Here is a 26,787-nt window from a genome sequence, read left to right on the forward strand (position 1 = left end):
GTTTTAATGTTTCATTTTTTCCATAATTGTTCTTTCACCCAATTTCTAAAAATGCGTGTTGTCGCTATTTCTCCGATGTTTGAAGTTTCTGCCAAAAATCCAGTAATTTCCTTGATAGTTATAGGTGTAAAAGTGGGACTGATTTCAACTTCTAAATATTCTCCATTGGTGAGAGTATAGATTCTTAATTTACTACCATTATAACGCCAAAATTCAGGAATACCCAAAGCGGCATAAAGTTTTAATTTATCAATTTGGGGTCGGGAATACTCCACTTCTAAAACTAAATCTGGTGGTGGATCAATAGCTAAATCTATTTTATCTTTACTTCTCACTAAATATTCATTTTGAATGTAATAACTACTATCTGGTTCTGCACCACGTTGGATATCATCTCTCGTTAATGTCAAAGAACCAGCGCGTTTAATTTCTAATCCTAATTCTTCACATAAAATTATTACAAAACCTTCTATATTACGGTTAGAATTTTCATGGGGCATTTGGGGAGTCATAATTTCTATATTTCCATGATCATAAGCAAATTTGGTGTTACGGTTACATCCCATTTCTGCCAGCATAGTTTTAAATGTTTGCCAGCTAATGTTTTCTACTAAAGTTCTCGTTTCTGCTGGGGTTGTAGTGGCTATCATAGTTTATTTTATTATGTATATTAATTTTATTATAGCAATCCTCAAGTTTATAGATACCGGACTTCTTGAAGAAGTCCGGTATCTCATACCAATTCACAATGCGAAAATATTTGAAAAAAGCTGCTGACAGTCTAGTTCAAGCAGGAGGTAATTTAGCAAATAGCGAACTACGAGTGTTGTTGCGCCTCCTGCTGCTGGTATTGTAGCTGGTTCACATCAATTTTGTTTCAAAAACTATCACTAAAGATATTGACAAATGTACCCTCTTAAACGAATGAAACAGCCCTGCTTTTTAAGGGGGGTTGGGGGGATCTAAAACCTATATTGTCAGTTTTATTACAAAACTCTATCAAACAGTAGGTTAGGGTGGACTTGATGCAATTAAAAAACCTCAATTTGGTGTCACCTTGTGTCTAATTTAGAACTGTACCAATATCTCCCTAAACTTACTGATGCTGCACTGCAAGAATTTACAGAATGGTGTGTTTTAGAACAGTCTAAAGCCGCAGGATTGGAATTTAAACCTGATCAAAGTAAGTTGCAAAATTTAGCACCAGCAGATTATTTAAAACAGCTAATTGATCAGTTTATGAAATTGAAACCTGATCCTATTCGTGCTGGTTTAGTTGCTGTTATTGCTGGACAACAATCTGATAAACATGATTTGTCTGGTTTAGCAGCTGTTGTTGATTTTGTTTCTCTTTATGTGAAGTATTTAATTCCTAAAGATGGTACTGATCCCACAGAAGCAGAAGCAATTTTAACGAAAGCAGCACAACATCAGTATGATCAACTTACTGAAATTGCTAAAAAACATGGTGTAACTTTATGATTTTCAGATCCCCGACTTCTTGAAGAAGTCGGGGATCTTAGTGGTAAAAAATTTGTTTTAATTAAATATGTTTTTCATATTTTTTTAAGTAATTTTTCTTCGATACCAGAATTTCCTTGTAACCCACCAGTATGTATTAATAGTATTTTACCTGGTGAAAAAAATCCCTTTTTTAATAAATCCATTACACCATAAAACATTTTTCCCGTATATACGTAATCTAGGGGTATGTTATGTTCCTGTTGGAATGTGTGACAAAATTTAATTAACTCTTGGTTAACTTTTGCATAACCTCCGAAATGGTAATTGTATAGCAATTGCCAATGTGCCGGATTATGAACTGGTACAGGTAAACCGGATTGAATATAATCTTGTGTTAAATTTGTAATCTGTGGTGCTAAAAATTCTCCACCTTTTAATATAGGAAATCCGATAATTTTCTGATTTGAATGTAATGATAAAGCAATTCCAGCTAGGGTTGTACCTGTGCCACAGGCGAGACAAATTGTGTCAATGTCAAGATATTTTAGGTTTTCCATGATTTCTGTACAACCACGCACACCATTTAAATTACCACCACCTTCGGGAATGATGAATACTTCACCAAATCGTTGTTTTAATTCTTCCTGTAGTTGGTTTGTGTGCCGTTTTTTGTAAGTTGTGCGATCGCAATATACTAACTCCATGCCTTGTTCTATGGCAAAATTTAAGGTAGGATTCAGCGGTAAAGTTTCTTCTCCACGAATCACCCCAAGAGTACGCAAACCAAAAACCTTACCTGCGGCAGCGGTAGCAAAAATATGGTTAGAATAAGCACCACCAAAAGTAAGAATGGTAGAGTATTTTTTTTCCTGAGCTTCTAATAAATTGTATTTCAGCTTGAACCATTTGTTACCATTAATTTGGGGGTGCATGAGATCAAGACGGAATACATATAACTCAACACCAGCACTATCAGCTATTTGATGATTAATTTTTTCTAGAGGTGGAGATAAAAATATTGACGACATTTCAAACACAAGTTAAGCTTTGTGAGAATGGTAGAAAATAACAAATCTGCAAAAACTATCAAACTGTTTATGGCTAAAGTTTTTGAATCTATCACCGAAGAATTGCAAAAATTTATTGCAAATCAGCAGATGTTTTTTGTTGGGACTGCCCCTTTAAGTCCTACTGGTCATGTTAACATTTCTCCTAAAGGTTTAGATAGCTTTCGTATTCTTTCACCCCATCGGGTTGCTTATTTAGATGTCACAGGTAGCGGTAATGAAACTTCTGCCCATCTGTTAGAAAATGGCAGAATTACATTTATGTTTTGCGCTTTTCAAGAACCACCTTCTATTTTGCGGCTTTATGGACAGGGAAAAACTATATTACCTAATGCTGCTGAATGGGATTATTTGTATTCTTTATTTCCTCCGATTAACGGAACTCGGCAAATAATTGTTGCTGATATTAACAGGGTGCAAACTTCCTGTGGTTTTGCTGTGCCATTTTATGAATATAAAAGACAAAGAGACACTTTAGTTAACTGGGCTATTAAGAAAGGTGAACAGGGAATTAAAGAATATCATCAACAGAAAAATTTTGTCAGTATTGATGGTTTGTTAACTCCCTTGTCTCAGGTTCACAATCAAAGGTAATTTGATGAATAGATGATGCTAGAAAATCAATATTTGATTTCTATTTCAATTAAATGTTTAAATCACGCAAAGCTAAACGAATTTGTTCCATACGTCTGCGGTTGACACCAAGATCCGACTCTCCCACACGAGAAGCTGAACGGATATGAATTACTGGTTCATCATTTGGTAAATAAAACTCTACATCATCAACAAATTTGAAGATGCGACTTTTAGAAATAGCATGAATGTAATTATCTGTTTGTTCTATAACTTCTGTACGTGGTACAACAGTGAGAACTTGGAGTAAGGTTTTTCTTGCTTGATCACGGTCTACATGATAAATAATCGGATCAATGGCGTGTTTAGTATCTGCATTTTGACTGACAACACAGTTATTTGTATTGGGACAAGGACTCAGATAACCTGATGTCACTCCTAAACCAGTTGCCCATGTAACAGCAGGAAGCATGAAACCAATAAATAAGGTTAAGAGTATTGCTAATGTAATACTCTTTATCCTTTGTGGAAATGTGTTTAGATATTGCATGATGATTTTCTTGACTACAGTTAATTGAATCATTGTTTGATATTTGACAATAAATGACAATAAAATATTAATATAAATTGGGAATATTGTTGAAAGTATTTTTGTGGAGTTAGAAAATAGTGAAGAAGGAATAGGGAATAGAGAATAGTTTTAGTTATCTAAAATAAACATATAAAATAAACATAATTAACAGAAATAGATTGTAAATAACATTCTGGAAATTAAAACTGCTTCATTTTGACTAATAATACTATTGGCTGATGACTGATAATTGATGACTGAGGGTGCAACTTTGATGACTTGATTTATAAAACCCTTTTTTGCTAATCTCTGTGTGCAACTCATTATTAATTTTTAATTTTGAATTTTTAATCACTCATCATGTCTACACAACGCATAATTCAAAGCATATATACCGATGGTGCTTGCACTGGCAACCCTGGTCCTGGTGGTTGGGGTGTTGTTGTTTACTTTAATGATGGTTCAGTTTACGAAATGGGGGACGCATCCCGGCATACCACCAATAATAAAATGGAAATGCAAGCGGCGATCGCTGCCCTAGAATTTTTTGCTACATCTGGACAAACCCAACCCATCACCCTGTACACCGATAGCGAATATCTCATTAACAGTGTTACCAAATGGATGCAGGGTTGGAAAAAGAAAGGTTGGAAAAAAGCAGACGGAAACCCAGTCCAAAACCAAGACCTGTTAGAAACCCTGGATAGACTCAACAGCCGACTTGTAAAATGGCAGCACGTGCGCGGACATTCTGGTAACATAGGTAACGAAAGGTGTGATGTGATTGCTCGCTCCTTTGCCAGCGGCAAAATTCCATCTCTTCAACAATTATCCCCGGAAAATCTTGATGCAACCTTAACCAATACAAACAATGTAAATTTCACAAAAGTATCTGATTCTCCAATCAACTCTACACAAATCAAAGAAAACATTTCGGAAAGCAGAACTTTTTTATCAGACACAACCACTATGGAACCATCTACAGCGTCAGCTGCAACCACAAACAACGAAAAACCACCTGAGATGAGGGTTTTACACCTCCGCAACCTAGTTGAAACTTTGCGGGTTGCTGACGAAATTGCCGAAAAAGGCTATTTAATCACCAGTTCCGAACTAGCAGACTTGATGGATGTCCATGCAAGTGCTGTCACCAGTCGGGGAGATCAATGGCGTTGGCGAAATTGGATAGTTTCACGGGTACGACGGGAAGGAAATCAAATTCTTTGGGAACTAGAAAGAGGTGATCAAGTGGTAAATGACAATGAATAAATCATGGTAATGGGTAATGGGTAATGGGTAATTGGTAAAAACTCTTTTCTGTCACCTGTCACCTGTCACCTGTCACCTACTCAATACTTTCTTCCTCGCCATTCCTTGGGTTTGCGGAGTGCAGATAAAAAGATTCTCAGCACAGCGAGGGGATCAGCTAAAGGAGAAAGCCAGAACAACCAACCACCCTGAGCATTTTTACGGTCGTAGGAAGGAGCGATCGCCAATAACAAAGCAAAGCGAATTACCAGTAAAAATATATTCAGTCCCAATAACAGGCGCAGGGGGAGCAGGGGAGGCAGGGGAAGCAGGGGAAGCAGGGGAAGAAAGCCCAGTAAAATCAATATGGGTAAACCCTGTACAGAGGACAATAACCATAAATCACCCCAAATTTGAGCGCGGTTAGAAGCATCCTTTAAATCTAAACTGCGCCCCCACTCCTTCCAAGTTTCCTTTGCTCCCTCATACATCCGCACTTTGAAAACTTTAGCCCCATCCAAAAACCCCACCTTAAAACCAGCCGCCGCAATATTTCGCGCTAAGGTAACATCATCACAAAAAGAACCTTTAGCAGTGCTATAACCATCTACAGCCGCTAAAACCGAGCGCCGACATAAAAAACACTGTCCGTTAGCCATCACCCTTTCCGGTTGTTCAGTGTGAATACCCGCAGGATCAAATCTATATAACAGCGTCATCAACAAAGCCGGTTGTAACCAACATTCACCAGGATACTTGAGAATAAACTGAGGAGACAGGGAAACCAAATCATAACCCTCTGTTTGGGCTGTTTTCACCAAACTAGCGACCAAACCGGGATGAGGTTGAATATCGGCATCCATCCCCAAAAACCACTCACTGTCTGGGGAACTAAACAAAAAGCCGTTATGTAAAGCCCAAGGACGACCCACCCAACCGGGAGGTAAAGGATCATCATTCATGACCCGAAAGCGGGGATCTTTTTGTTGTGTAGCTTTTACCAAGTCGGGAGTACCATCCTGGGATCTGCTATCCACAACAATAACTTCTCGGACTTCATAGCTTTGCCGACTTAACCCAGCTAACAGGGGACTAATACGCAAAGCTTCATTTAAAGTGGGAACAACCACACTCACACTACCCAAAATATCCGGGGTTGGTTGTTGTGGTTGCAAAGGTGGATGTCTTCTGGGACCCTTGAGCAAACGTGACAATAACAGCGCCGTTGCTGGTACTTGGATCAGTAATAGTAGAAGTGAAATAATGCTTTCTGTAATCAAAATATGTATACCAATTAAAAATATAGGAGGCAGGAGGCAGAAGGCAGAAAATATAAAATTTATACTAATTACCAATTACCCATTACCCATTACCAATTACCAAGTTAGTGCTGAGTGTAATTAATTAATTATTGACTCAGCACTATTGAAGTTACTTTAAAGCAACTTTCACATTACCAACAGAAACTTCCTGTTTTGCTGCTTCCACAGCTACGGAAGTGGATGCATCGGATCCTCTTAACCACAGTGCTACAGCAGGTGCAACGCCAAGTAACACACCCAGCAATACAGGGATAGAGAAGCCAGCTGCCAAACTCATCACTGTGGCAAAACCAAAGTTAGCCAAATAAACTACTAAAGGAATATTGAGTTGCGATCGCTCTAATTTAATGGGGTTGTTTCTCCACAACAGCGCCGCTACTGTCATAAACACTGAACCAGTACCCATCCAACCAGCAAAGTTTTGATAAGGCATTCCAAAGAAAGCACCAGGTTGTTGCCAATACCAGAAGGGAAGAGAAGTTTGGCTCATTGCCGGATCAAGTACAAAGTCCCAAGAAGTGAGCAATAAAGCACCGAGAGCGATCGCCCCTAAATGACGTAATAAACTGGGTTTTTTATCTACCTCTAAACCTACACGCGCCAGCAGGTAAGAAACACATCCCACATAAAACCAAGACAAAGGAATAGTAAACGGTACTAAACCCGCAATTTTATAACCCAAACCACTCAAATAGCTGTAGTGACCAAAAGGAAAACCTGTGCTAGTTCCCAATAACTCACTTGTCAAAGAAATGGACACCGAAGGCACTAAAAAACACAAAGCCCTTCCTAAACCCAAATTTCGGTACGCATACAGGAACACACCCACTGCACCTAAAATCATATAGGCAACACCGCCACCAGCCATGCTCCACTGCATGACAGTCTGACCGACCTCAGATAAGCTCAAAATCACTTCGGCATTAGGAATAACCAGTAATATCCCTACCAGTCCAAACACCATGGATACGATATGACCAATCAGGCATACGCGCTCAACAATAACTAGTTGTCTCATGATCAGTCCTTAACCTTCCTAAAATATGACATAAGGATACTCGACTGCTAATAGTTTACAAATGTTTAAGATCATAATTTAACTAATTTTTAAGAAATAATCCGGGAAAATTGAAAGTTCATTTGGTTTCATGCTCAAAAAAGTATAAATACCCAGAAGTCGGGAGATAGGAAAATTCTTTACCTGTTCCCAGTCCCCAGCGATGCACTGAGCTTGTCGAAGTGTCCCCAGTCCCCAGTCCCCAGTCACCTTTATGTCAAACTTGCAAAGAATTCCCTGGTTTTCCTTCACACTATTACTTCTAAGTTATAGTGCGTTAGGCTGGGTGATATCAGAAACCAAACCCACTTTGTTTGTGTGGTTAATAGTTGTATTTGGTATCTTGGTATTACTAGCCAGCTTGACAACTCCCTGGTCTAAAATGGTACAGTATTACAGTATATTGTCCAAATCTAATATCAGGAATTTTGGTATCACCGTTTTAGCAGCTTTTCTATTCTTTTTAATGCTGGCTTGGTTTCGTATATTTCTTGATCTTTTACTTATCCTCTCAGCGACTATCTTAGCCAAGATAGACTTTCAGTCGGCTGGGTTCAAAGAAGGTCTAGGTTTTTGGCTGACATCTATATTTGCACTCTCTGGTTTAGGCGCAGGTGCTTTATTACACAGGTTTATTTGAATTTAGGAGGCAGGAGGCAGGAGTTATTAATTTTTCTCTCCTGTTCCCTGTTCCCTAAGACTTAACTTGCTACCGCTTCAGCAGCGATCGCGGGATAAACGCTGACTTTTTTGCGGCTTTTGCCTTTTCTTTCAAAGGTAACAACGCCATCAACTAAGGCAAATAAAGTATCATCACTGCCAATACCGACATTGTTACCAGGGTGAAACTTAGTACCGCGCTGACGGACAAGAATATTTCCTGCAAGCACAGTTTGACCACCAAAACGCTTTACACCCAGACGTTGAGCATTAGAGTCACGACCGTTGCGTGTACTACCTGTTCCTTTCTTATGAGCCATGATTTCCTCTTCTCTTTAATTTATCTACTTCTGTTTATTATTCAGCAGCAGCTTCTTCAGCAGGTGTGCTATCTACCAGATTAGGAGATTCTGGGGTAGTTGGTGCTTCTGCGTGCGCCAAAACTTCACCATTGAGGTTGATGGAGTTAATCAAAAGTCTGGTAATTTCCTGGCGATGTCCCCGTTTTTTGCGGGTTTTCTTCTTGGGTTTCATTTTATAAACCAGGACTTTACGACCTCTCAAGTGTCGCATTACGGTCCCCTCTACAGTCGCACCTGCTACTCGTGGCTGTCCGATAGAGACTCCTCCCTCGTGCTGCACCAGTAATACTGCGTCTATTGTCACTTTTTCATCTGGTTCGGCACTCAGCAGTTCAATGTCGTAAAAACGACCTGCTTCGACTTTTACTTGTTTGCCACCAGTTTCAATAATTGCGTAGGTCATGAAATTGTCCTTGAAGTTGCCGTACAGGTAGCTGGCTTCCATCTCTTGTAGAGACTTGATTTATAGCTCTTGCCAGCTTTTGCAGTGTGTCTACCTGATCCGAGCAGGAATAAGACAGACAATCTAATATATTATCTTAATCTATGTTATTGTGTCAAGCTTTTAAAAAAATGATCATAAATTTGGCTGAAAAGTTGGACTTGATGACCCATTTGGGCAATTGTTAGATTTTGGCGGATTTTTTTGCCCTATTTTTGCCCTGTGGATATAATACAGTTTAGCGTTTAATAAATCCAAATAAATCCAAAATCCTCGTCAAGACTTTTACCTAGAAAATTCATACAATTAGATTTCTACAAATCATTAAATAATGATATCAGGATTTATGCAAAGAATCGAAGTTGAACAAAGAACAATTTTTATTGGTTTAGCAGGTAGTCACGGATATGGTTTAAATCGCCCTGATTCAGATTATGATTATCGGGGTGTATTTATTGCACCTAAACGTTACTATTTAGGGTTTGATAGCATAGAACAAAAAGATAGTGGTTGGGATGAACCAGGAATATTTCCGTTTATAGATAGTAATCAAGATACAGTTATTTATGAATTAAGGAAAGTATTACATTTATTAGCAGGTGCAAATCCTAATGTTTTAGAATTACTATGGTTGCCCACCTATCCTATTTTAACAGATGTGGGACAACTTTTAATTAACCATAGAAAAATATTTTTGAGCAAAAAAGTTAAACATACTTATTCTGGTTATGCTTTCGCACAAATCAAAAAAATGGAAACTCATCGCAAATGGTTATTAAATCCACCCGGGAAAAAACCCATCCCCTCGGATTTTGGTATCGAAGATGAAGCACCATTGAGCAAAGATGAACTCAATGCTTTTTTAGAATATCTTTATTTATTAATTCGTGGTAAGATAGAATTTTTAGAAGAATCAGAGCAATTATATAAATTGCTGACAGCAGATATTGATTTTAAAGGAATATTAAAACAATATGCTTTAAATGATGAAACTTTGGCATATACTCAAAATTTAACTCATGGACGTAAAGATTTTATTCGCTTATTGCAAAAAAGTCAAAGTTACCAAATTGCGTTAAGAGAATGGAAAGCTTATATATCCTGGCAGCAAAATAGAAATCCTGCTAGAGCAGAAATGGAAAGAAATTCAGGTTATGATTTAAAACACGGAATGCACTGTATTAGATTACTGCGTAGTGGTTTAGAAATTTTGCAGAGAGGAGAAGTAATTGTAGATAGAAGAATTGCGGGTGATGTTGATGATTTAAAAGCTATTATTAGAGGAGAATATACTTATGAAGAGTTGATGAAAATGGCAGAAGATTTAGTTGCTCAAATGAATATTTTTTATCAACAATCAACTTTACCACATAAACCTGATTTAGAGCAAATTAATGATTTATGTATGGAATTAGTAGAAATGCAGGGATGGGAATAAAGGGAGTATTCAGTGTTCTGTTTTACCTTGTAGGGGCGAAGCATCGGACGGAATATGAACTGGTTTCAGCGATAGGTTATCGCCCGAATGCTTCGCCCTTACGATTAATGAATCGGTGTTCTAGCGAAATGCTGACAATTTGAATTAAAATAAAATATAAAATTGTTAAACCTGTAAATAATCAGCAATGAAAGGATCATTTTTTAGTCGTAATACCAGATTAATCAGCCAAAAAATTATAGCATCCTGGCATTCATTTAATCATTGGTTTTTCACAACTCCAGAAAGAGCTATTTTAGAAGCTTATCAAGCTGCTCAAGCTATTCAAAAAATTGAAATTGAGCAATTTGGAGGTAAAAAAATTTCTGCTGAATCAGGTAATTATAGTGCCAACGTGATGGCTTTTTGGCGAGGAGATTTAAATAGAAATTTGACTATTATTAAAGTCAGACTAGCAGAATTTCAATTAGGTTTTACCATTGCTGATACTACTGATTCAAACTTATTAGAAAAACTCAAGTTTATTGATGAAACGATATCTAAGTATAGCAAACAAGATGAAGCAATTACAGAACCGTTAAGCATTAATCTTGAACTTGAAACTGTTACCAATCAGGCAAATTCAGAAGAAACTGAGATTATTAAAGAACCATCTGCAACTCAAAAGAAAGGTATATTTCCCAGATCAATTGGTAGAACATTTAATAAAATTGCCAAGGATTTTACACCAACAGCAGAAGAAGAGTTTGTTAGAAATTATCGAACTTCTAGAACGAGAACAAGGAGGGCAGTGAGATTTTTGTTACTGCTGATTATTATACCACTTTTAACGCAACATTTTTCTAAACAATTATTATTAAAACCGATATTACAGTATTTTCAGAGTGAAAATACACCAACAATTTTTTTGAACTCAGAAATGGAGGAAAAAGCACTGAATGAATTAAAGAGTTTTGAGAGAAAATTGCAATTTGAAAGACTACTTCGTCAAGCACCAGAACTTTCACCAGAAAAAATTAAAGCTGAAGTAAAAAACAAAGCTATCGAAATATCAGAAGAGTTTCGCTATCAGAGTAGTAGTGCTATCAGTAATGTATTTGCTGATGTGATATCACTAATTTCTTTTGCGATGGTTATTGCTTTGAGCAAAAAAGATATTGTTTTTATTCAGTCACTTCTAGATAAAATAGTCTACGGTTTAAGTGACAGTGCTAAGGCGTTTTTAATTATTTTAATTACAGATATATTCGTTGGTTTCCACTCTCCACATGGTTGGGAAGTTCTTTTAGAAGGTGTTGCTCAACATTTAGGTTTACCAGCGAGTAGAAATGCCATATTTTTGTTTATTGCTACATTTCCAGTCATATTAAATACTATATTTAAATACTGGATATTCCGTTATTTGAGTCGCTTGTCACCTTCAGCATTAGCAACATTAAAAGAAATGGATGAATAATTTATCAATCATAAGTCAAGATCCCCGACTTCTTTGAGAAGTTGGGTATCTGGGTGATCTGTGGATGATCTGAGTTTGGTGATCTTAGTCATTTTATCAAGCTCCCAACAATTTTTCATGAATACATAAAAAGATTTAGTGCATAAACTCCAGTTTTCTGCTAATAATTGAGGTGAATAATTGCTTTGGTTTTGAAAAAAAAGTGATTATTCATACAGTTGAATGTTAATATTCAGCATTAACTCTAGGATAAAAATCAATTTAGAAGTGTAGTTACCGAATTAGGCTTATGAATCTCTTATTCAATCGTAAATTCCAACTTTTATCAGGTATTTTTGCTTTCTTGCTAGTTATTTTCACGCATCAAAATATATATGCACAATCAGAAACTCAGCAACTAATATCACAACAAACAACCACACAAAATCAACCTAATAAACAAGATACATCTATATTTTATTCTGTCATTGATGAATGGCAAAAATATAAATATAGTGTTAATGGTAAACACATTTTAAAACCTGTGAAATTACCAACAGCTAAGGTGAATTTCAATCAAAATGATTTATTAACTGTTCTCACTAATACGAGAAAATATTTTCAAGATTACAAGGAAAACGATCCCAATATTTCTCGGAATGGATTACTATTAAGTCAAGGTGTAACAGTCGAAGACGTGAGCAAAACCTTAGATTTTATGATTACTGTTTTAGAGGAGGATATTAGCAAGAATCGCCCGACTCGGTTACAAGATCCTAATTTTATCAATGCTAATTTTCGTGTGATTAAATGGTCAGCTTATAATCCCGAAAAACCCGGACAAAAACAACTGAGAATTACAAAATATGCTGTTTTTACCCATACTGGTTCTCATACCAAAACAGCTAAATATAATATCCCAATTTATAGCTTAAAAGACGATTTAGCTGGTGATAAATTCTACACCAAATATACAAAACAAGAGGTTTTATCTGGGATTTATGAACCAGGTGGTAAAGAATATGGTAAAGTCGAACCTTTGGCATATCTCACCCGTGAAGGTTTGGAAGAAGCATTAATGCAGGGAACAATTTTGATTAATTTTACAGATGGAACAAAGGCATTTTTTAATGTAGACAGAAACAATGGAATTTCTTATGTTAGAGGATTAAAAGCCACAGCACAAAAGCGTTATTGGTATTTTCGACAAGTTGATGCAATTAAAGGTTATGGATATAAGATTGATGCGAAAATTTCCATTAAACCTGGTGTAACTTTTGCGGGAGATGTGCTAAACATTGGCTTGGGAAGAGTTATTATGATGGAGTATAATCAAGGTGGAAGTAAGCGCCTACAAATGGGGGTAATAGCAGATACAGGCGGCGCATTTTTACCCAATTTACATCAATTAGATTACCTGGCAGGTATTTTTAAAAATCAAACAGAATTTAGGCAGTATATCCGCAAATTACCTGAATATGCTACTGCATATATTTTGGTGAAGAAGTGAAAAAAGTTACCAGCATTTAGTTATAAGTAGTCAAAAAGAGACACAAAAAAATTAAATACAGGACTTACGCAAAAGGGAACGAAAGTAGGGGTAATTCATGAATTACCCCTACGCAAGAATAAGGTTTTTAGTCATATCTTGCGTAAGTCCTAAAATAATTGACAATTGTTAATTGTCCATTATCAATTGATATCGCTATGGCAGTGCTAAAACCCTAAAAAATATATGTAGTTTTTCTTGCTAATTTTTAAGATTTGTTGTATAATTATAACAGTTAATATACTCAAAGCCACTGGCTAATAAATCAAAAAACTGAAATAAACTGAAATAAATTTTATGTATCAATTTTTAAAACCTGTTGCATTAAATTTGTTAGCACTGACTATTGTTTTGATATTGCAACCAGATGTAGTTTTTGCACAGGAAAATGTGAATATATCTGCTTTCAATCCCCAAGCTATTTTAAAAGATGCTTTACAATGGATTGATAGTCTTGGTACAGTGGGAGCAATAGCTTTTATTGCTATCTATATTATGGCGACTGTTGCTTTTTTACCAGGTTCGATTTTAACTTTAGGTGCGGGTGTTTTATTTGATGTTTTTTGGGGTTCGGTTTATGTATTTATCGGTGCTACTTTAGGTGCAACAGCAGCATTTTTAATAGGACGTTATTTAGCGAGAAATTGGGTGATTAAAAAAATTGCAAATAATAAAAAATTTGCTGCTATTGATAACGCTGTAGGGAGAGAAGGTTTAAAAATAGTGTTGTTAACGCGACTTTCTCCCATATTTCCTTTTAATTTATTAAACTATGCTTTTGGAGTTACTGCTGTTTCTCTTAAAGATTATTTTCTTGGTTGTGTGGGGATGATTCCTGGTACAATTATGTATGTTTATATTGGTTCTTTGGCTGGTAATTTGGCTTTAATTGGAACAGAAAATCAACCTACTAATTCTACTCTCACATGGGTTATTAGAATTGTCGGTTTTATTGCCACTGTTGCTGTCACAATTTATGTTACTAAAATAGCTAAGAAAGCTTTAGAAATAATTGATAATTGACAATTGATAATTTTTTCAAAAATGTTAAATACACAACTGACAAAATTTTCTGAAGGCTATATGTATTGTAAATACAACACCGGATTAAATTAAAACGACAATCACAAGATAATTTATACTACATTTTTAGAGGCAATATTAATGTCTAATTTAGAATTTGAAAGAATCACAGTTTTACCAATGGATGAATATAATCAAAGATTGGTAGCTAATGTACATCCTGAAAATTGGGTAAATCCCCAACCTGCGGAATGTTATGATTTAGTAGTAATTGGTGCGGGTACTGCGGGTTTGGTTGTTGCCGCGGGTGCTGCGGGTTTAGGTTTGGGTTTAAAAGTAGCATTAATTGAAAAACATCTCATGGGTGGAGATTGTTTAAATGTTGGTTGTGTACCATCTAAAGCTTTAATTCGTTCTTCCCGTGTAGTTGGTGAAATTGGCAAAGCTAAAAATTTAGGTGTGAATATTTCCCAAAATTATGATGTTGATTTTGCCACAGTTATGGCTAGATTACGTAAAATTAGAGCAGGTATTAGTCATCATGATTCAGCAGCAAGATTCAAAAATTTAGGAGTAGATGTTTTTTTAGGAAGTGGTAAATTTGCTAGTAATAATACTATAGCAGTTGATGGACAAATTCTGAAGTTTAAAAAAGCGGTAATTGCCACAGGAGCAAGAGCAGTTAAACCAGAAATTAGAGGTATTGAAGAGGCAGGATTTTTAACTAATGAAAATGTATTTTCTCTCATTCAAAAACCAGATAAATTAGCGGTAATTGGTGGCGGTCCTATTGGTTGTGAATTGGCGCAAGCTTTTCGGCGTTTGGGTTGTGAAGTGACGTTATTTCATAAAGGTTCGCATATTTTAAATAAAGAAGATCGGGAAGCAGCGGAAATTTTACAAAAAGTTTTTAGTGATGAAGGAATTAGATTAGTTTTAAATTGTCAGTTAGAAGAAGTGGTGACAGTAACGGAAGGCAAACGGCTGTATTTTTCAGCTAATGGAAATCGAGATTCTGTAACTGTTAATGAAATTTTAGTAGGTGCAGGAAGAGCGCCAAATGTGGAAGGTTTGAATTTAGAAGCGGTGGGTGTAGAGTATGACAAAAAGCATGGTGTCAAGGTAAATGATTATCTACAAACTACCAACCCTAATATTTATGCAGCAGGTGATATATGTATGAATTGGAAATTTACTCATGCGGCGGATGCTGCTGCTAGAATAGTTATTAAAAATACGCTGTTTTCGCCTTTTGGTTTAGGACGTTCTCAACTCAGTAAATTAGTAATACCTTGGGTGACATATACCGATCCAGAAATTGCCCATCTGGGAATGTATGCAGAAGCAGCGGAAAAAATGGGTTTAGAAGTGGCGACAATTAAAATTGATTTTAATCATGTAGATCGAGCAATAACTGATAGTGAAGAATTGGGATTTTTAAAGATTTACCACAAAAAAGGAACTGATGAAATTATCGGTGCAACCATTGTTGCGAGTCATGCAGGAGAAATGATTTCAGAACTTACTACCGCTATTGTTCATAAAATTGGTTTAAGTAAATTAAGCAATGTAATTCATCCTTACCCCACTCAAGCGGAAGCAATTAAAAAAGCAGCAGACGCTTATCGTCGTACACTACTAACACCCAGAACTAAAAGACTTTTGAAATTTTTAACTAAGTTTTCTTGATAGGTAGAAATTTAATCAGGAGCGTCTATTTTTTTCCTGTTATTAAAATTATTCTCACTTCTGACTCCTGTAAGGGCGAAGCATTCGGGCAACAAATTATCAATTTTCTGACCAGGCTATTTTCCGAATGCTTCGCCCCTACGACTTCTAACTTTTTTTAAAGTTCTGATTCTGTTTCAGGAGCAATAATTTCACCAGTACCCATTCTTAAAATCATATCCTGGTCAGTAATCAGTTCATTCAATTCTTTAACTTTTAAATTCATCAGTTCACAAGCTATGCGTAATTCTTCAGCAAATGTTTTAATATCATCAGCATATCCACATTGATAAGCAGCAATTTTAATGCCTTGTTTAGCATTTGCTCTAGCACAATCTACTAATTCTGTACCATGTAATTGTGTTGGCGATACCATAGATTTAGTTATTATTGATTATACAATTTTACCTAAATAGATTATCAATTTCTGTATTTTAAATCATCCCTCTAATGGTAGAATATAGAGAATATAAATACCCAACTTCTCCAACGAAGTCGGGTATCTAGGAATGAGTGATTCAACAATGGACAATTAACAACGGAAAATTAACACTTCTTTAGCAAATGCGATCGCTACCGCACGACCAATAGCGATTTTATCTTTTAATTTTCCACTACCCCTATATTTTTCATCTTCCGCTTTGGGTCTTGGTTTCATTTCCGATTCTAAACCAGGTGTTTCTTGTGTTTGTGGCGGTTGTAATGTCTTTTCTGCCGGCATAATTTACTCCTAATTTAAAAACATTTAAAACTTCTGCAAAAATTGTCAATTATCAATTGTTAATTATCAATTACTAAAAATAAACCTTGGATGGAAATTATCGATCCAAGGTTTACTTTTTGCTTACGCTCCCACTAGTCTTTGGCAATTTCAGACTTTTATACCCCGGATATTTGCAAACTAATATTTGCAAAATGCGCTCATTTATGGCAAATGGGCGCGGATTTTTAAGCTTCCTCCTCACATCTCACACGCTCTTAATCCAACCACTGAAAACAAGTACACAACTCTCTGTTGATGCAGGATTTATCCTTGACATCTGCTCTTAATTTAACTATTATCTCCTGGTTGTTTATCGTTCCCAAGAAATAAAGAAAATGTTAATTTTATCAACCCTAAGATGTAGTTATAATTAATTGTCAATTATGGATTTTGCCTGATGATGAATATGGGTAATTTCACAGATTTGATACATTATCAGTAGATTTAAAAACTCATTGGTGACAATATTTAAACTGAAGATAACTCAAATAACCATTTCAAATTATTTACTCAATTAACAAAAAGATACATACACAAGCATCATCTCATGTCTTCCTTGGGATATACCTGAGATAGAAAGACTGAAGAGAGATATATTTTGGTACAAATGTGGGGTATGGGTTATGGTAAAAATGAATATTTCCGAGCTAGAGCAGATTGATAAGTTTCGTAACTTACAATTAACTTTGCGCGATCGCTGGAAAACTAGCGAATTATTTGACAACAGTGAAGCGGATATTTTAATTGTTCCTTCTTTAAGTATCGATCAACGGGAACTGCAAAAAATAGCAGGGTGCGAACATTATGAAGAAAGATTGCTATTTTCTTTAATCCGGTTGCGAAATCCCCGCAATAGGTTAATTTATGTAACATCAATGCCACTACACCCTAGCATTATTGACTACTATTTACAACTACTACCAGGAATACCATTTTCCCATGCTCGTCATCGTTTATTACTACTTTCTACTTATGATTCTTCCCTAAAACCGCTCAGTCAAAAAATCTTAGAACGGCCGCGTTTGATAGAAAGAATTCGTCAAGCTTTGCGGTTAGATAAAGCTTTTATGACTTGTTACAATTCCACATTTTGGGAAGCAGAATTATCACTAAAATTGAATGTTCCTTTGTATGCTGCTGCACCAGATTTACAAATTTGGGGGACAAAAAGCGGGAGTAGAGAAATTTTTCATCAAAGCAATGTACCCCATCCAGATGGTAGTAAATTAGTTTGGAAATATCAAGATTTAGCAACAGCAGCAGCTAATTTATGGGAAAGTCAACCAACATTAAAACGGATGGTTGTGAAACTAAATGAAGGTATTTCTGGAGAAGGAAACGCGCTTTTGGATTTGCGTCCATTGCTAGATGTTGCACCAGGGACAAGTTCCCACAGTGAAAGAGTAGAAAAAATCAGTAATAACTTTACAAATTTGCGCTTTCAAGCTACACAAGAAACTTGGGGTAATTTTTCTCAAAGAATCCCAGAATTAGGCGCAATAGTCGAAGCATTTGTAGAAGGTGAAATCAAATTTTCTCCTAGTGTTCAAGGACGAATCACACCTGATGGAAAAGTAGAAATACTCTCCACCCATGATCAAATTCTCGGCGGACCAGACGGACAAATTTATCTTGGTTGTCGTTTTCCTGCGGATGAAAAGTATCGAGTACAATTACAGACTTTAGGTTTACAAGTAGGTAAAAAACTAGCAGAAAAAGGAGCATTAGAAAGATTTGGTGTTGATTTTGTCGTAGTTGATCAAGGTAATGGTAAATGGGATATTCAAGCAATAGAAATTAACCTCCGCAAAGGTGGAACTACTCACCCTTTTATGACTTTGAAATTATTAACTAATGGACGCTATGACTTGTCCACAGGTTTATTTTATAGTCAACAAGGAAAAGCTAAATATTACGTCGCTACAGACAACTTACAAAAAGATCAATATCGGGGATTATTACCTAATGATTTAATGGATATTATTGCCCATCATAGATTACATTTTGATACGGGTACTGAAACAGGAACAGTATTTCATCTCATGGGTTGTCTGTCTCAATTTGGCAAATTAGGATTAACAAGTATTGGAGATTCTCCCCAACAAGCAGAAGAAATTTATAACAAAGTTGTCAAAGTTCTGGATCAAGAAACCAGTGACGAACATAATAGTTATAACCTATTTTCCGATTATGCTTTTCCCATTGCTGGGGATACTGCTGGTTATTGTTGAATTGTAAACAGCCAGTATTCGATAGGGGTTTAGCACTGCTAAACCCTTACAGGAATCAGAATTAATTTTTATCAATTACCTAAAAAACCTGGCAATAATTACACCTAACTGCACACTAAAAACTCCCAAAATCGCACTACCAAACCAATAACCAGCAGTAGTTAATAAATTACCACCACGCATTAAAACCAGAGATTCTAAACCATAAGTAGAAAAAGTTGTGTAAGCACCTAAAAAACCAGTAGCTATCATTAAACGTAATTCTGGGGAAATTATCGCTACCTTTTCTACTGCCAAAGTTGTAAAAAATCCCATTCCTAAACAACCGCTAACATTAATAAAAAACGTACCATAGGGAAAACTTGTACCAAATCTGGATGCAAACCATAATGTTAAATAATATCGACTTAAAGCACCAGCGATCGCCCCTAAACTCACAGCTAACGCTTGACGCAAATTAGGATCTTGTAACATAGCATTTACAGCGTGAAACCCGTACTGGTGGGAGAGGTTTTCATCACTGTACACCATAGTTGAACTCGATACAATCAAAACATAGCTAAACCAAAGCTATTATCTAGTACAAATTAAACAAAATCATGCAGATTAACAGGAGAAAACTACTATGGGAAATCAATTCAAAACTGCTGCTTTATTAGCCGCCCTTAGTGGCTTATTAATTGCCATTAGTTATTGGATAATTGGTGGCAGTAGCGGTTTAATGATCGGCATCGGTTTAGCAGCAGTTACCAACCTATTTTCTTGGTATCAATCTGATAAAATTGCCTTAGCAGTTTATAACGCCCAACCTGTCAGCGAAGCCCAAGCACCAGGACTTTATCGCATGGTAGAAAGACTATCAGAACGTGCTAATATTCCCATGCCAGGAGTGTACATTGTTCCTAGTCAAACTGCCAATGCTTTCGCTACGGGTAGAGATCCAGAACACGCTGCGGTTGCTGTTACCGAAGGTATTTTAAACATCTTACCAGAGGAAGAATTAGAAGGCGTAATTGCCCACGAACTCACCCACATTATTAATCGTGATACTTTAACTCAAGCCGTTGCTGCTACTGTCGCCGGTGCGATATCTTTCCTCGCCCAAATGTTAAGTTATAGCCTTTGGTTTGGTGGTGGTTCTAGAGATAATAATAGGGGTGGTAATCCTCTAGGAGTGCTATTAACAGTCATGCTTGCACCTATAGCAGCCACAATTATTCAATTAGCAATTTCCCGCACTAGAGAATTTTCTGCTGATGCTGGTGCTGCTAAATTAACAGGTAATCCCCGCGCTTTAGCTAAGGCTTTACAAAGACTAGAAGCAACCGCTAGACAAATGCCTTTAAATGCTAATCCAGCCTTTGAACCATTATTAATTATTCATCCTATTTCTGGGCAATTTTTAGGTAATTTGTTTTCTAGTCACCCAGCAACAGAAGCCCGTGTAGAAGCACTGCTGAAAATAGAAAGAGAGTTGGCAGGTAGTTATTAGATTATATCCCCGACTTCTTGAAGAAGTCGGGGATGTGAGATTTTAATTATTAATTCTATTTTTGGTTGAATTTTATTCAATTTTGATTTTTCGACACTACAAGTCAATATTTTTCAACTAAATTAAAACAAGAGTTCACTTTCCCCAGATGATTATGAACAATCAGATTATGAACAATCAATTGTATGAACAAGATTTTAATCTTTGGCGAGAAACCATCATTCAACAAATTAAAAAACACAATTTTAATGATATTGATTGGGAACATTTGCTTGTAGAATTAGAAGATATGGGTAAATCAGAAAAACGGTCATTTTTGAGTAATTTAACAATTTTAATTGCTCACTTACTCAAATTAACTGTTCAAGCTGATGCTCCTGAAATGATGAAAGTAAGTTGGTACAGTTTTGTTACGGAACATCGGTTTCGAGTTACAAAAGTTTTAGCAGAAAATCCTTCTTTTAAAAATTATCTGGATGAAGTTATTTTTATAGCTTATGCCGATGCTCGCAAACTGGCAATTAAAGAAAGCAAAAATGCTAAATTAGGAGTGAGAAAACCCGATGAATCAGAATATCCTCTTGATCTTCCTTTTACGTTAGAACAGTTATTAAATGAAGATTTTTATGGGGATATAGCAAGTGACATATAAAAGTCTGTAACTTGGTTGTAAAATGCGTAATCCTTTGATTCAAAAAATAGGGGTTTAGCATTGCTAAACCCCTACAAAAATCAACTTTTTTTATTCCTGCTTTCTACTTTCTGCAATTAATAATTATTGGCATAACTAGCAACTTTCCTATCAACTAACACAAGATTATCTACAGCATATTTAATAACTAATGATTCTTGTGTTGCATGACAAGAACTCTTTAAAACTCGCGTTTTCACCGCATCTTTCACCAGTTTAGCCTGGTAAGTATAAAGATAACCAGCAGGATTTTCATAAGTTAGCTCTGCTAACATTGTATTATTATCCATGCTTTGCTCTAAAATTTTACCTGCTACTTTATTATTAAACCAATTCCATCCTTGACTAAAAATCATTTCTCTTTCTAAAACCTGTAATACATAGGGCAAAATTCCCCAACCCCGATAAACTTTATGCAAAATTTGAATATCACCAGTCCGAGTTAAAATTGATCTGAAAGATTCTTGATCTAGTACACCATAATATCTTGCTTCTGGTAAATCTATAGCTGTGGGTGCAAAACGATGTCCGCCAAAATGGCTGGATCTCCAAATTCTTACATGATCAAATTGCAATTCAGAAATAGTATTTTTAGCATGAAAATAAAAAGGATTACCATATCTGGCACAACATTGATCATGGCTACCATGTGTACAAATTAAAATATCTCTGGTAACGCTATTTTCTACTTGAAAATCAGGATTTCCACCGGATAACCATTTCCGTACAACTCCTGCTACTTGTTCAATATTTGGTAATTTAAATTCTTGTTTGCGGTAGCCATGACTTAAACCTTCTTGTTTTTGATAAATTAATAATGTAGTTTCTTTTACTCTATGAGAGTCATCATTAGCAATTAACAAAAACCGAATTGGTAATTTACTATGCTGCACTTCTGCAACTAAAATCCGCAAGTTGTCAGGAACCCATTTAGAAGTAAATGCTTCTGACATCCAAGGAGTAGGACATTCTACTAAAATATAAGTTTGGTAGTTGGTTGCACTACCAATTATTTCTTCTCCTATTTGTCTTGAGTAGTCTGAGCAAAAAAACTTATTCATATCATTTTTTCCCAAGAATTTGTTGTATGGACAAAGATAAATAAACAGTAAAATTGTGTCTCTAGCTACTACTTTTAGTGTTTTTTGATGTTCATAGATTTAGCAATTTAAGACATCTTGCCACTTTATAAGCTTCTGGTTTTTTCCAGTTTTTCCGGCTAATAAATCCTTTCTTTACAAAAATCAGCATCTATTGATTTAAATTTATTTAATCGGAATTAAATAGCTTAAATCTTAATGTGCTTTATTTTCATCAGTAGCTGAGTTATGTATATCTATGTTTATATATAAAATTTTACTTTCAAGAAGTCGGATTGTATCAGTTAGTGTCTTCATAATGATAAATATTCTCAACTAACAACAAAAAAATATAACCGAGCAAGCCTATGGCAACGGGCATGGTAAAAATGCGCCTGTCATCACCCCAAAGGTAGAATTTTAGCAAGTTATGGCAGTTTTCATCTGTTGTTTCTCCCGTGGTGCTGTACTTGCTGTTCATCAAACAAGAAGATGCTGAAAGTCTTATGATGCTTGATTTTTGAATTTATGTATCAACTGTAACAGAATTTAAATGAAAAAGCAAGTAATTGCTCAAATCTTTATTTTTTGCTAATTTTTCTCATTATATCTAGCTTACATCCAGCGAATCATGATTTAATATAATAATCATTAAATTTTTCATTAGATTTTTCAATCATATAAATAACCAAGAGGTTATATTACAAAATATTGCTATTTATTTAAAACTTTGTATTTTTAAACAAAATGTCAAAAATGATCTTCACATTTAAAACTATAGCCAATCATAAAAAAATAGATATTTCTATACAAAATCCAAAATCTAAAATCTAAAATCCAAATTTATTGGAAAGGGTCACACTATACACGACTGCAAAATTTTATTAACGAGATAATGGGGAATAGTCATAGTTAATCGGTAATGAGTCAAACTGTTTTTCTATCACCAATTACCAATTACCACTTATCAATTATCAATTATGGCATTAATATTAGCTCTTGATTTTGGTGGAACTAAACTAGCAGCAGCGACAGTAGAAGCAGGTTCTAGAGAATGGTTGCGTCATGAAAATAGACTCTCACCTGCAAATGCGGATGCTTTAAGTGATATAGAAATTATGCGATCGCTCATTGATTCCGTATTAGATCAACGTAAACCCGATGCCATTGGTGTTAGCTTTGGTGGACCAGTAGACGCAGACACAGGAATGGTGAGACTTTCCCATCATGTACCTGGTTGGGAAAACATTCCCCTCAAACTCTTGCTAGAAGAAGAATATCACGCCCCAGTCAGCATAGATAATGATGCTAACGTAGCTGCTATTGGTGAACATCGGTTTGGTGCAGGTCAAGGATACGACAGCTTATTTTACATTACCATTAGTACAGGAGTAGGCGGAGGTTGGATACTCAACAATAAACTCTGGCAAGGTGCGGGAGGAATGGCCGGAGAAATTGGCCATATAGTAGTAGATCCCACAGGTCCAGTATGCTTATGTGGAAAACGCGGATGTGTAGAACGTTTTGCATCTGGTCCTTATATTGCCCAAAATGCCAAAGAACTCTTGGAAAAACAACCGCCTAATTCTGGGGGAGGTACAAAAGGTGACATACTGAGGCAGTTAGTAGGTAATGATTTAAACTTAATCACCGGGCAAATAGTCAGTGTAGCCGCATCAAATGGAGATGAACTAGCAAAAGCGATATTATACAAAGCTGCTTGGGCGCTAGGTGTAGGTATTGGTAATGTTGCTAACTTAATGAACCCGCAAAGATTTGTATTAGGTGGTGGAGTGACAAAAGCTGGGGATAGTTTTTGGGCAACTGTACGCAAAATAGCCCAGGAAACCGCCTTACCAGAAGTGAATTTTGAAGTAGTGCGGGCGGTTTTGGGAGATGATGCGCCATTGTGGGGGGCGGTAGCTTTAGGTTTGGATGTAATGAGGTAATTATTTTGTGAAGTAATTATTTTCAGATTATCCAATGCGATCGCCTATTATTTACCTGTTATTTAAATTTGAAATTTTGAATTATTTACGCCAAAATTCACAATTTCAAATCTAAAATTCAGTCAGATAAATCACACGCTATACTAAAATTTAATCCCTTATTTATGTTTCCTATGGTTGTAAGTGCTTCCACCACCAATATCACCTGGGAACTCTTACCCGAAGACTTCATTTTAGACGATGAACCTGTGGATAATGTCAACCAACCGAGTCTAGCAGCAGCATTAACCGAAAGCCTAGAACTCGCGGGTAAACTGCCAGAAACTGCTATAGCTACCACTAATTATGGCATCTGTGCCACCGTAAATGGCAAATTTGTCATCAAAGCCCCTGATTGGGCTTACGTACCGCAAATTACCGTACCTAGAGAGCAAATTCAACGCAGCTACACCCCCCATAAACAGGGGCAAATTCCTGTAGTGGTAATGGAATTTCTTTCCGATACAGAAGGAAGTGAATATTCCAGTAAACGCACCTATCCCCCAGGAAAATGGTTTTTTTATGAACAAGTTTTACAAGTTCCTAACTACATCATTTTTCAACCAGACACCGGGGAATTAGAAGTACATAATTTGCAGGAAATCGGAGCTTATAAATTACGTTCCCCTAATGATAATAACCGTTATTGGTTAGCAGAAATGGAACTATTTATAGGTGTTTGGCAAGGAAAGCGTGAAAACCGTCAAGGTTACTGGTTACGCTGGTGGGATCAAGATGGTAATTTGTTACTTTGGGGTTCTGAGTTAGTACAACAAGAACGACTTGCTAAAGAACAAGAACGACTTGCTAAAGAAGCCGCCTTAAAACGCCTTGAAGAATTAGAAAAACGTCTGCGAGATGCTGGCATTTCTGATTAAATTTGTTTTAAATGTGTTCACATTGTTCACATAAATTAACCATAAATTCAAAAATCTTAAATCCTCAACTGCTGCCAAAAGTAGGGGATTTTTTATTTTTTAATCAGTAATTAAGTAAGCATTCAGCTATCAGCCTTTAGCAGTCAGCTTTTTCCAGGGTACTCCCAAACCCACTATTTGATAATCTACTGATTTATCAAACATTTCAACCTATACTTTCTGCCTGCTGCCTCCTGTAAGGGCGTTCGCGAAGCGTGCTGGAAGCATCAGCTTTCGGGCGAACAATTATCAATTTTTATCACAATTTTCTTGTAAGGGCGAAGCATTCGGACGAACAATTATCAATTTTTATCACAATTTTCTTGTAAGGGCGAAGCATTCGGACGAACAATTATCAATTTTTATCACAATTTTCTTGTAAGGGCGAAGCATTCGGACGAACAATTATCAATTTTTATCACAATTTTCTTGTAAGGGCGAAGCATTCGGACGAACAATTATCAATTTTTATCACAGGTTATTTTCCGAATGCTTCGCCCCTACGACTCCTGAATTTTTACGTAATTAACATCTTTCTCAATCTTACAGCTACTTTAGATACAGAAGATCATGTAATGAGAGATTATGCTACTTTGTGGTTAGGAAAACAACCATGCTCCTCATTATTTAAGTTTTTCTGACATCGTTGATTTCTTAATAATTATTTAGTTGTAAAAGTAGACAATGATTTTCAAAATTGAATCAGAATTTTAACTTTTAGATTTAACAGAAGTTGGTAAGTGCAGATATACCAACTAACGTTAGAAATCAAAGTTATTGCGTAAATCCTGAAATCCTCATTTTTACAACTTCAACAGGATCACCATGACTATTCCTCTACTAAAATACGCTCCATCCAGCCAAAACCAAAGAGTTAAAAGTTTTGAAATTCCTGGAGAAGAATATCCAAGAATTTACACTACAGAAGGAACACCAGACACAGCAGAAATTGATCAGTTAATTTGGGCTGCTTATCGTCAAATATTCAACGAACAACAAATTCTAGTTAGCAACCGTCAATTAGCCCTAGAATCCCAATTAAAACACAAAAGTATTACTGTTAGGGATTTTATTCGGGGATTGTTATTATCTGAAACATTCCGCTTACGTAACTACAACGCGAATAACAATTATAGATTCGTGGAAATGAGTATACAACGAGTTTTGGGCAGGAATGTTTACAGTAAACAAGAAACAATGGCCTGGTCTATTGTGATTGGGACTAAGGGTTTACAAGGATTCATTGATGCACTGCTAAATAGTGAGGAGTATCAAACCAATTTTGGTGATAATACTGTTCCCTATCAACGTCGAAGAATTATTGCACAACATAGTAGAGGAGAGTTACCTTTTAGCCAATTTCCTCGTTATGATCAATACCATCGTCAACAACTAGAGAACTTTGGATATTTCCAAGCTAAAGCACCTGTAGGACATTGGTGGAAGCAGCACAAACCTCCTTACAATCCAGTTTCTTTATTGATGTCATCACCTCTTTTTTTCATAGAACATCTCGTCTTTTTTGCATTCATAGTTTATGTAATTCTCTCCTATTATGGTGTAGTTAGCTTGTAATATTACCATGCAATTGGTAATTGGTAATTGGTAATTGGTAATTGGTAATTGGTAATTGGTAATTGGTAATTGGTAATTGGTAATTGGTAATTGGTAATTGGTAATTGGTAAT

27 protein-coding genes and 1 pseudogene are annotated in these 26,787 nt (G+C 36.0%); 15 read left to right on the forward strand and 13 right to left on the reverse strand.

Annotation, left to right across the window (positions count from 1 at the left end):
* Window positions 1–11: 11 nt before the first annotated feature.
* A complete protein-coding gene (locus tag H6F47_RS05305) occupies window positions 12–650 on the reverse strand; it encodes a Uma2 family endonuclease (protein ID WP_190647945.1) in 639 nt (212 codons plus the stop codon).
* A gap of 409 nt (window positions 651–1,059) precedes the next feature.
* Here H6F47_RS05305 and H6F47_RS05310 point away from each other — a divergent pair, with 409 nt between their 5' ends.
* Complete coding sequence (locus H6F47_RS05310) at window positions 1,060–1,482, forward strand: hypothetical protein (RefSeq protein WP_190346295.1); 423 nt, start codon at window positions 1,060–1,062, stop codon at window positions 1,480–1,482.
* A gap of 74 nt (window positions 1,483–1,556) precedes the next feature.
* Here the strand turns inward: H6F47_RS05310 and H6F47_RS05315 are convergent, their stop codons facing one another.
* Entirely contained in the window at window positions 1,557–2,492 is a 936-nt protein-coding gene (locus H6F47_RS05315; RefSeq protein WP_096566587.1) for a pyridoxal-phosphate dependent enzyme, read from the reverse strand.
* A gap of 69 nt (window positions 2,493–2,561) precedes the next feature.
* Here H6F47_RS05315 and H6F47_RS05320 point away from each other — a divergent pair, with 69 nt between their 5' ends.
* A complete protein-coding gene (locus H6F47_RS05320; RefSeq protein WP_137667741.1) occupies window positions 2,562–3,125 on the forward strand; it encodes a pyridoxamine 5'-phosphate oxidase family protein in 564 nt (187 codons plus the stop codon).
* A 49-nt stretch (window positions 3,126–3,174) separates the two neighbouring features.
* On the opposite strand, the gene H6F47_RS05325 is transcribed toward H6F47_RS05320, so the two are convergent.
* The gene (locus H6F47_RS05325) at window positions 3,175–3,654 is read right to left on the reverse strand and encodes a DUF1499 domain-containing protein (RefSeq protein WP_096572607.1); all 480 of its coding nucleotides are present in this window, start codon (window positions 3,652–3,654) and stop codon (window positions 3,175–3,177) included.
* Between the two features lie 381 nt (window positions 3,655–4,035).
* Between H6F47_RS05325 and rnhA the strand changes: the two genes are divergently transcribed.
* Window positions 4,036–4,944 (forward strand): ribonuclease HI, encoded by a 909-nt coding sequence (gene rnhA / locus H6F47_RS05330; protein ID WP_137667737.1) that lies wholly within the window; start codon window positions 4,036–4,038, stop codon window positions 4,942–4,944.
* A gap of 80 nt (window positions 4,945–5,024) precedes the next feature.
* Here rnhA and cruG read toward each other — a convergent pair whose 3' ends face one another.
* Window positions 5,025–6,203 carry a 2'-O-glycosyltransferase CruG gene (cruG, locus tag H6F47_RS05335; RefSeq protein WP_190346294.1) on the reverse strand — a complete coding sequence of 393 codons (1,179 nt, stop codon included), beginning with the start codon at window positions 6,201–6,203 and terminating at the stop codon, window positions 5,025–5,027.
* 151 nt (window positions 6,204–6,354) lie between these two features.
* The gene (cruF, locus tag H6F47_RS05340) at window positions 6,355–7,263 is read right to left on the reverse strand and encodes a gamma-carotene 1'-hydroxylase CruF (RefSeq protein ID WP_096566581.1); all 909 of its coding nucleotides are present in this window, start codon (window positions 7,261–7,263) and stop codon (window positions 6,355–6,357) included.
* Between the two features lie 253 nt (window positions 7,264–7,516).
* Here cruF and H6F47_RS05345 point away from each other — a divergent pair, with 253 nt between their 5' ends.
* Window positions 7,517–7,942, forward strand: a complete 426-nt coding sequence (locus H6F47_RS05345) for a hypothetical protein (RefSeq protein ID WP_137667735.1) — start codon at window positions 7,517–7,519, stop codon at window positions 7,940–7,942.
* Window positions 7,943–8,003: 61 nt separating this feature from the next.
* On the opposite strand, the gene rpmA is transcribed toward H6F47_RS05345, so the two are convergent.
* Both rpmA and rplU read right to left on the reverse strand, forming a co-directional pair.
* A complete protein-coding gene (gene rpmA / locus H6F47_RS05350; RefSeq protein ID WP_096566577.1) occupies window positions 8,004–8,282 on the reverse strand; it encodes a 50S ribosomal protein L27 in 279 nt (92 codons plus the stop codon).
* A gap of 37 nt (window positions 8,283–8,319) precedes the next feature.
* Window positions 8,320–8,727, reverse strand: coding sequence for a 50S ribosomal protein L21 (gene rplU, locus H6F47_RS05355; RefSeq protein ID WP_096566575.1), 408 nt, complete (start codon window positions 8,725–8,727; stop codon window positions 8,320–8,322).
* 385 nt (window positions 8,728–9,112) lie between these two features.
* Between rplU and H6F47_RS05360 the strand changes: the two genes are divergently transcribed.
* From H6F47_RS05360 to H6F47_RS05380, 5 genes are all read left to right on the forward strand, one after another.
* Window positions 9,113–10,204, forward strand: coding sequence for a nucleotidyltransferase domain-containing protein (locus H6F47_RS05360; protein ID WP_190647947.1), 1,092 nt, complete (start codon window positions 9,113–9,115; stop codon window positions 10,202–10,204).
* A gap of 187 nt (window positions 10,205–10,391) precedes the next feature.
* Complete coding sequence (locus H6F47_RS05365) at window positions 10,392–11,660, forward strand: proton extrusion protein PcxA (RefSeq protein ID WP_190346293.1); 1,269 nt, start codon at window positions 10,392–10,394, stop codon at window positions 11,658–11,660.
* 289 nt (window positions 11,661–11,949) lie between these two features.
* Entirely contained in the window at window positions 11,950–13,149 is a 1,200-nt protein-coding gene (locus tag H6F47_RS05370; RefSeq protein ID WP_190647950.1) for a hypothetical protein, read from the forward strand.
* A gap of 336 nt (window positions 13,150–13,485) precedes the next feature.
* Window positions 13,486–14,211: a TVP38/TMEM64 family protein gene (locus H6F47_RS05375; RefSeq protein WP_190647951.1), complete on the forward strand. Its 726-nt coding sequence runs from the start codon at window positions 13,486–13,488 to the stop codon at window positions 14,209–14,211.
* 141 nt (window positions 14,212–14,352) lie between these two features.
* The gene (locus H6F47_RS05380) at window positions 14,353–15,900 is read left to right on the forward strand and encodes a mercuric reductase (protein ID WP_137667730.1); all 1,548 of its coding nucleotides are present in this window, start codon (window positions 14,353–14,355) and stop codon (window positions 15,898–15,900) included.
* 157 nt (window positions 15,901–16,057) lie between these two features.
* Here H6F47_RS05380 and H6F47_RS05385 read toward each other — a convergent pair whose 3' ends face one another.
* Both H6F47_RS05385 and H6F47_RS05390 read right to left on the reverse strand, forming a co-directional pair.
* The gene (locus H6F47_RS05385) at window positions 16,058–16,315 is read right to left on the reverse strand and encodes a hypothetical protein (protein WP_096566562.1); all 258 of its coding nucleotides are present in this window, start codon (window positions 16,313–16,315) and stop codon (window positions 16,058–16,060) included.
* A gap of 177 nt (window positions 16,316–16,492) precedes the next feature.
* Window positions 16,493–16,660: pseudogene (locus H6F47_RS05390) on the reverse strand (NAD(P)-dependent oxidoreductase); the annotation flags it as partial.
* Window positions 16,661–17,325: 665 nt separating this feature from the next.
* On the opposite strand from H6F47_RS05390, the gene H6F47_RS05395 reads away from it, so the two are divergent.
* Window positions 17,326–18,933, forward strand: coding sequence for a peptide ligase PGM1-related protein (locus tag H6F47_RS05395; RefSeq protein WP_137667728.1), 1,608 nt, complete (start codon window positions 17,326–17,328; stop codon window positions 18,931–18,933).
* 75 nt (window positions 18,934–19,008) lie between these two features.
* Here the strand turns inward: H6F47_RS05395 and crcB are convergent, their stop codons facing one another.
* A complete protein-coding gene (crcB, locus tag H6F47_RS05400) occupies window positions 19,009–19,407 on the reverse strand; it encodes a fluoride efflux transporter CrcB (RefSeq protein WP_190346356.1) in 399 nt (132 codons plus the stop codon).
* A gap of 151 nt (window positions 19,408–19,558) precedes the next feature.
* Here crcB and H6F47_RS05405 point away from each other — a divergent pair, with 151 nt between their 5' ends.
* Both H6F47_RS05405 and H6F47_RS05410 read left to right on the forward strand, forming a co-directional pair.
* Window positions 19,559–20,425 (forward strand): zinc metalloprotease HtpX, encoded by an 867-nt coding sequence (locus tag H6F47_RS05405; protein ID WP_190647953.1) that lies wholly within the window; start codon window positions 19,559–19,561, stop codon window positions 20,423–20,425.
* 169 nt (window positions 20,426–20,594) lie between these two features.
* On the forward strand, window positions 20,595–21,077 hold the full coding sequence (locus tag H6F47_RS05410; protein WP_190346289.1) for a DUF29 domain-containing protein: 483 nt from the start codon (window positions 20,595–20,597) through the stop codon (window positions 21,075–21,077).
* 116 nt (window positions 21,078–21,193) lie between these two features.
* Here the strand turns inward: H6F47_RS05410 and H6F47_RS05415 are convergent, their stop codons facing one another.
* Together H6F47_RS05415 and H6F47_RS05420 are read right to left on the reverse strand one after the other, a co-directional pair.
* Window positions 21,194–22,177, reverse strand: a complete 984-nt coding sequence (locus H6F47_RS05415) for a sucrase ferredoxin (RefSeq protein WP_190647955.1) — start codon at window positions 22,175–22,177, stop codon at window positions 21,194–21,196.
* A gap of 319 nt (window positions 22,178–22,496) precedes the next feature.
* On the reverse strand, window positions 22,497–22,676 hold the full coding sequence (locus H6F47_RS05420) for a hypothetical protein (protein WP_190346287.1): 180 nt from the start codon (window positions 22,674–22,676) through the stop codon (window positions 22,497–22,499).
* Window positions 22,677–23,175: 499 nt separating this feature from the next.
* Here H6F47_RS05420 and H6F47_RS05425 point away from each other — a divergent pair, with 499 nt between their 5' ends.
* The 3 genes from H6F47_RS05425 (at window position 23,176) to H6F47_RS05435 (ending at window position 26,675) form a co-directional block, all read left to right on the forward strand.
* Complete coding sequence (locus H6F47_RS05425; RefSeq protein WP_096566549.1) at window positions 23,176–24,144, forward strand: ROK family protein; 969 nt, start codon at window positions 23,176–23,178, stop codon at window positions 24,142–24,144.
* Between the two features lie 173 nt (window positions 24,145–24,317).
* Entirely contained in the window at window positions 24,318–25,061 is a 744-nt protein-coding gene (locus H6F47_RS05430) for a Uma2 family endonuclease (RefSeq protein ID WP_137668701.1), read from the forward strand.
* Window positions 25,062–25,925: 864 nt separating this feature from the next.
* Window positions 25,926–26,675, forward strand: a complete 750-nt coding sequence (locus tag H6F47_RS05435; RefSeq protein WP_096566547.1) for a phycobilisome rod-core linker polypeptide — start codon at window positions 25,926–25,928, stop codon at window positions 26,673–26,675.
* Here H6F47_RS05435 and H6F47_RS28785 read toward each other — a convergent pair.
* Window positions 26,665–26,787, reverse strand: a complete 123-nt coding sequence (locus H6F47_RS28785) for a hypothetical protein (RefSeq protein WP_347239065.1) — start codon at window positions 26,785–26,787, stop codon at window positions 26,665–26,667. The two genes, H6F47_RS05435 and H6F47_RS28785, sit on opposite strands and share 11 nt — an antisense overlap.

This window comes from Sphaerospermopsis sp. FACHB-1094 (assembly GCF_014696195.1).
Lineage (GTDB): Bacteria > Cyanobacteriota > Cyanobacteriia > Cyanobacteriales > Nostocaceae > Sphaerospermopsis > Sphaerospermopsis kisseleviana.

Bases quoted from the DNA above. Each gene is read 5' to 3' on its own strand.
- H6F47_RS05305 (WP_190647945.1), bottom strand. From the start codon at position 650: ATGATAGCCACTACAACCCCAGCAGAAACGAGAACTTTAGTAGAAAAC.
- H6F47_RS05315 (WP_096566587.1), bottom strand. From the start codon at position 2,492: ATGTCGTCAATATTTTTATCTCCACCTCTAGAAAAAATTAATCATCAA.
- H6F47_RS05320 (WP_137667741.1), top strand. From the start codon at position 2,562: ATGGCTAAAGTTTTTGAATCTATCACCGAAGAATTGCAAAAATTTATT.
- H6F47_RS05325 (WP_096572607.1), bottom strand. From the start codon at position 3,654: ATGCAATATCTAAACACATTTCCACAAAGGATAAAGAGTATTACATTA.
- rnhA (WP_137667737.1), top strand. From the start codon at position 4,036: ATGTCTACACAACGCATAATTCAAAGCATATATACCGATGGTGCTTGC.
- cruF (WP_096566581.1), bottom strand. From the start codon at position 7,263: ATGAGACAACTAGTTATTGTTGAGCGCGTATGCCTGATTGGTCATATC.
- H6F47_RS05345 (WP_137667735.1), top strand. From the start codon at position 7,517: ATGTCAAACTTGCAAAGAATTCCCTGGTTTTCCTTCACACTATTACTT.
- rpmA (WP_096566577.1), bottom strand. From the start codon at position 8,282: ATGGCTCATAAGAAAGGAACAGGTAGTACACGCAACGGTCGTGACTCT.
- rplU (WP_096566575.1), bottom strand. From the start codon at position 8,727: ATGACCTACGCAATTATTGAAACTGGTGGCAAACAAGTAAAAGTCGAA.
- H6F47_RS05360 (WP_190647947.1), top strand. From the start codon at position 9,113: ATGCAAAGAATCGAAGTTGAACAAAGAACAATTTTTATTGGTTTAGCA.
- H6F47_RS05365 (WP_190346293.1), top strand. From the start codon at position 10,392: ATGAAAGGATCATTTTTTAGTCGTAATACCAGATTAATCAGCCAAAAA.
- H6F47_RS05370 (WP_190647950.1), top strand. From the start codon at position 11,950: ATGAATCTCTTATTCAATCGTAAATTCCAACTTTTATCAGGTATTTTT.
- H6F47_RS05375 (WP_190647951.1), top strand. From the start codon at position 13,486: ATGTATCAATTTTTAAAACCTGTTGCATTAAATTTGTTAGCACTGACT.
- H6F47_RS05380 (WP_137667730.1), top strand. From the start codon at position 14,353: ATGTCTAATTTAGAATTTGAAAGAATCACAGTTTTACCAATGGATGAA.
- H6F47_RS05385 (WP_096566562.1), bottom strand. From the start codon at position 16,315: ATGGTATCGCCAACACAATTACATGGTACAGAATTAGTAGATTGTGCT.
- H6F47_RS05395 (WP_137667728.1), top strand. From the start codon at position 17,326: ATGGTAAAAATGAATATTTCCGAGCTAGAGCAGATTGATAAGTTTCGT.
- crcB (WP_190346356.1), bottom strand. From the start codon at position 19,407: ATGTTACAAGATCCTAATTTGCGTCAAGCGTTAGCTGTGAGTTTAGGG.
- H6F47_RS05405 (WP_190647953.1), top strand. From the start codon at position 19,559: ATGGGAAATCAATTCAAAACTGCTGCTTTATTAGCCGCCCTTAGTGGC.
- H6F47_RS05410 (WP_190346289.1), top strand. From the start codon at position 20,595: ATGAACAATCAATTGTATGAACAAGATTTTAATCTTTGGCGAGAAACC.
- H6F47_RS05415 (WP_190647955.1), bottom strand. From the start codon at position 22,177: ATGAATAAGTTTTTTTGCTCAGACTACTCAAGACAAATAGGAGAAGAA.
- H6F47_RS05420 (WP_190346287.1), bottom strand. From the start codon at position 22,676: ATGAACAGCAAGTACAGCACCACGGGAGAAACAACAGATGAAAACTGC.
- H6F47_RS05425 (WP_096566549.1), top strand. From the start codon at position 23,176: ATGGCATTAATATTAGCTCTTGATTTTGGTGGAACTAAACTAGCAGCA.
- H6F47_RS05430 (WP_137668701.1), top strand. From the start codon at position 24,318: ATGGTTGTAAGTGCTTCCACCACCAATATCACCTGGGAACTCTTACCC.
- H6F47_RS05435 (WP_096566547.1), top strand. From the start codon at position 25,926: ATGACTATTCCTCTACTAAAATACGCTCCATCCAGCCAAAACCAAAGA.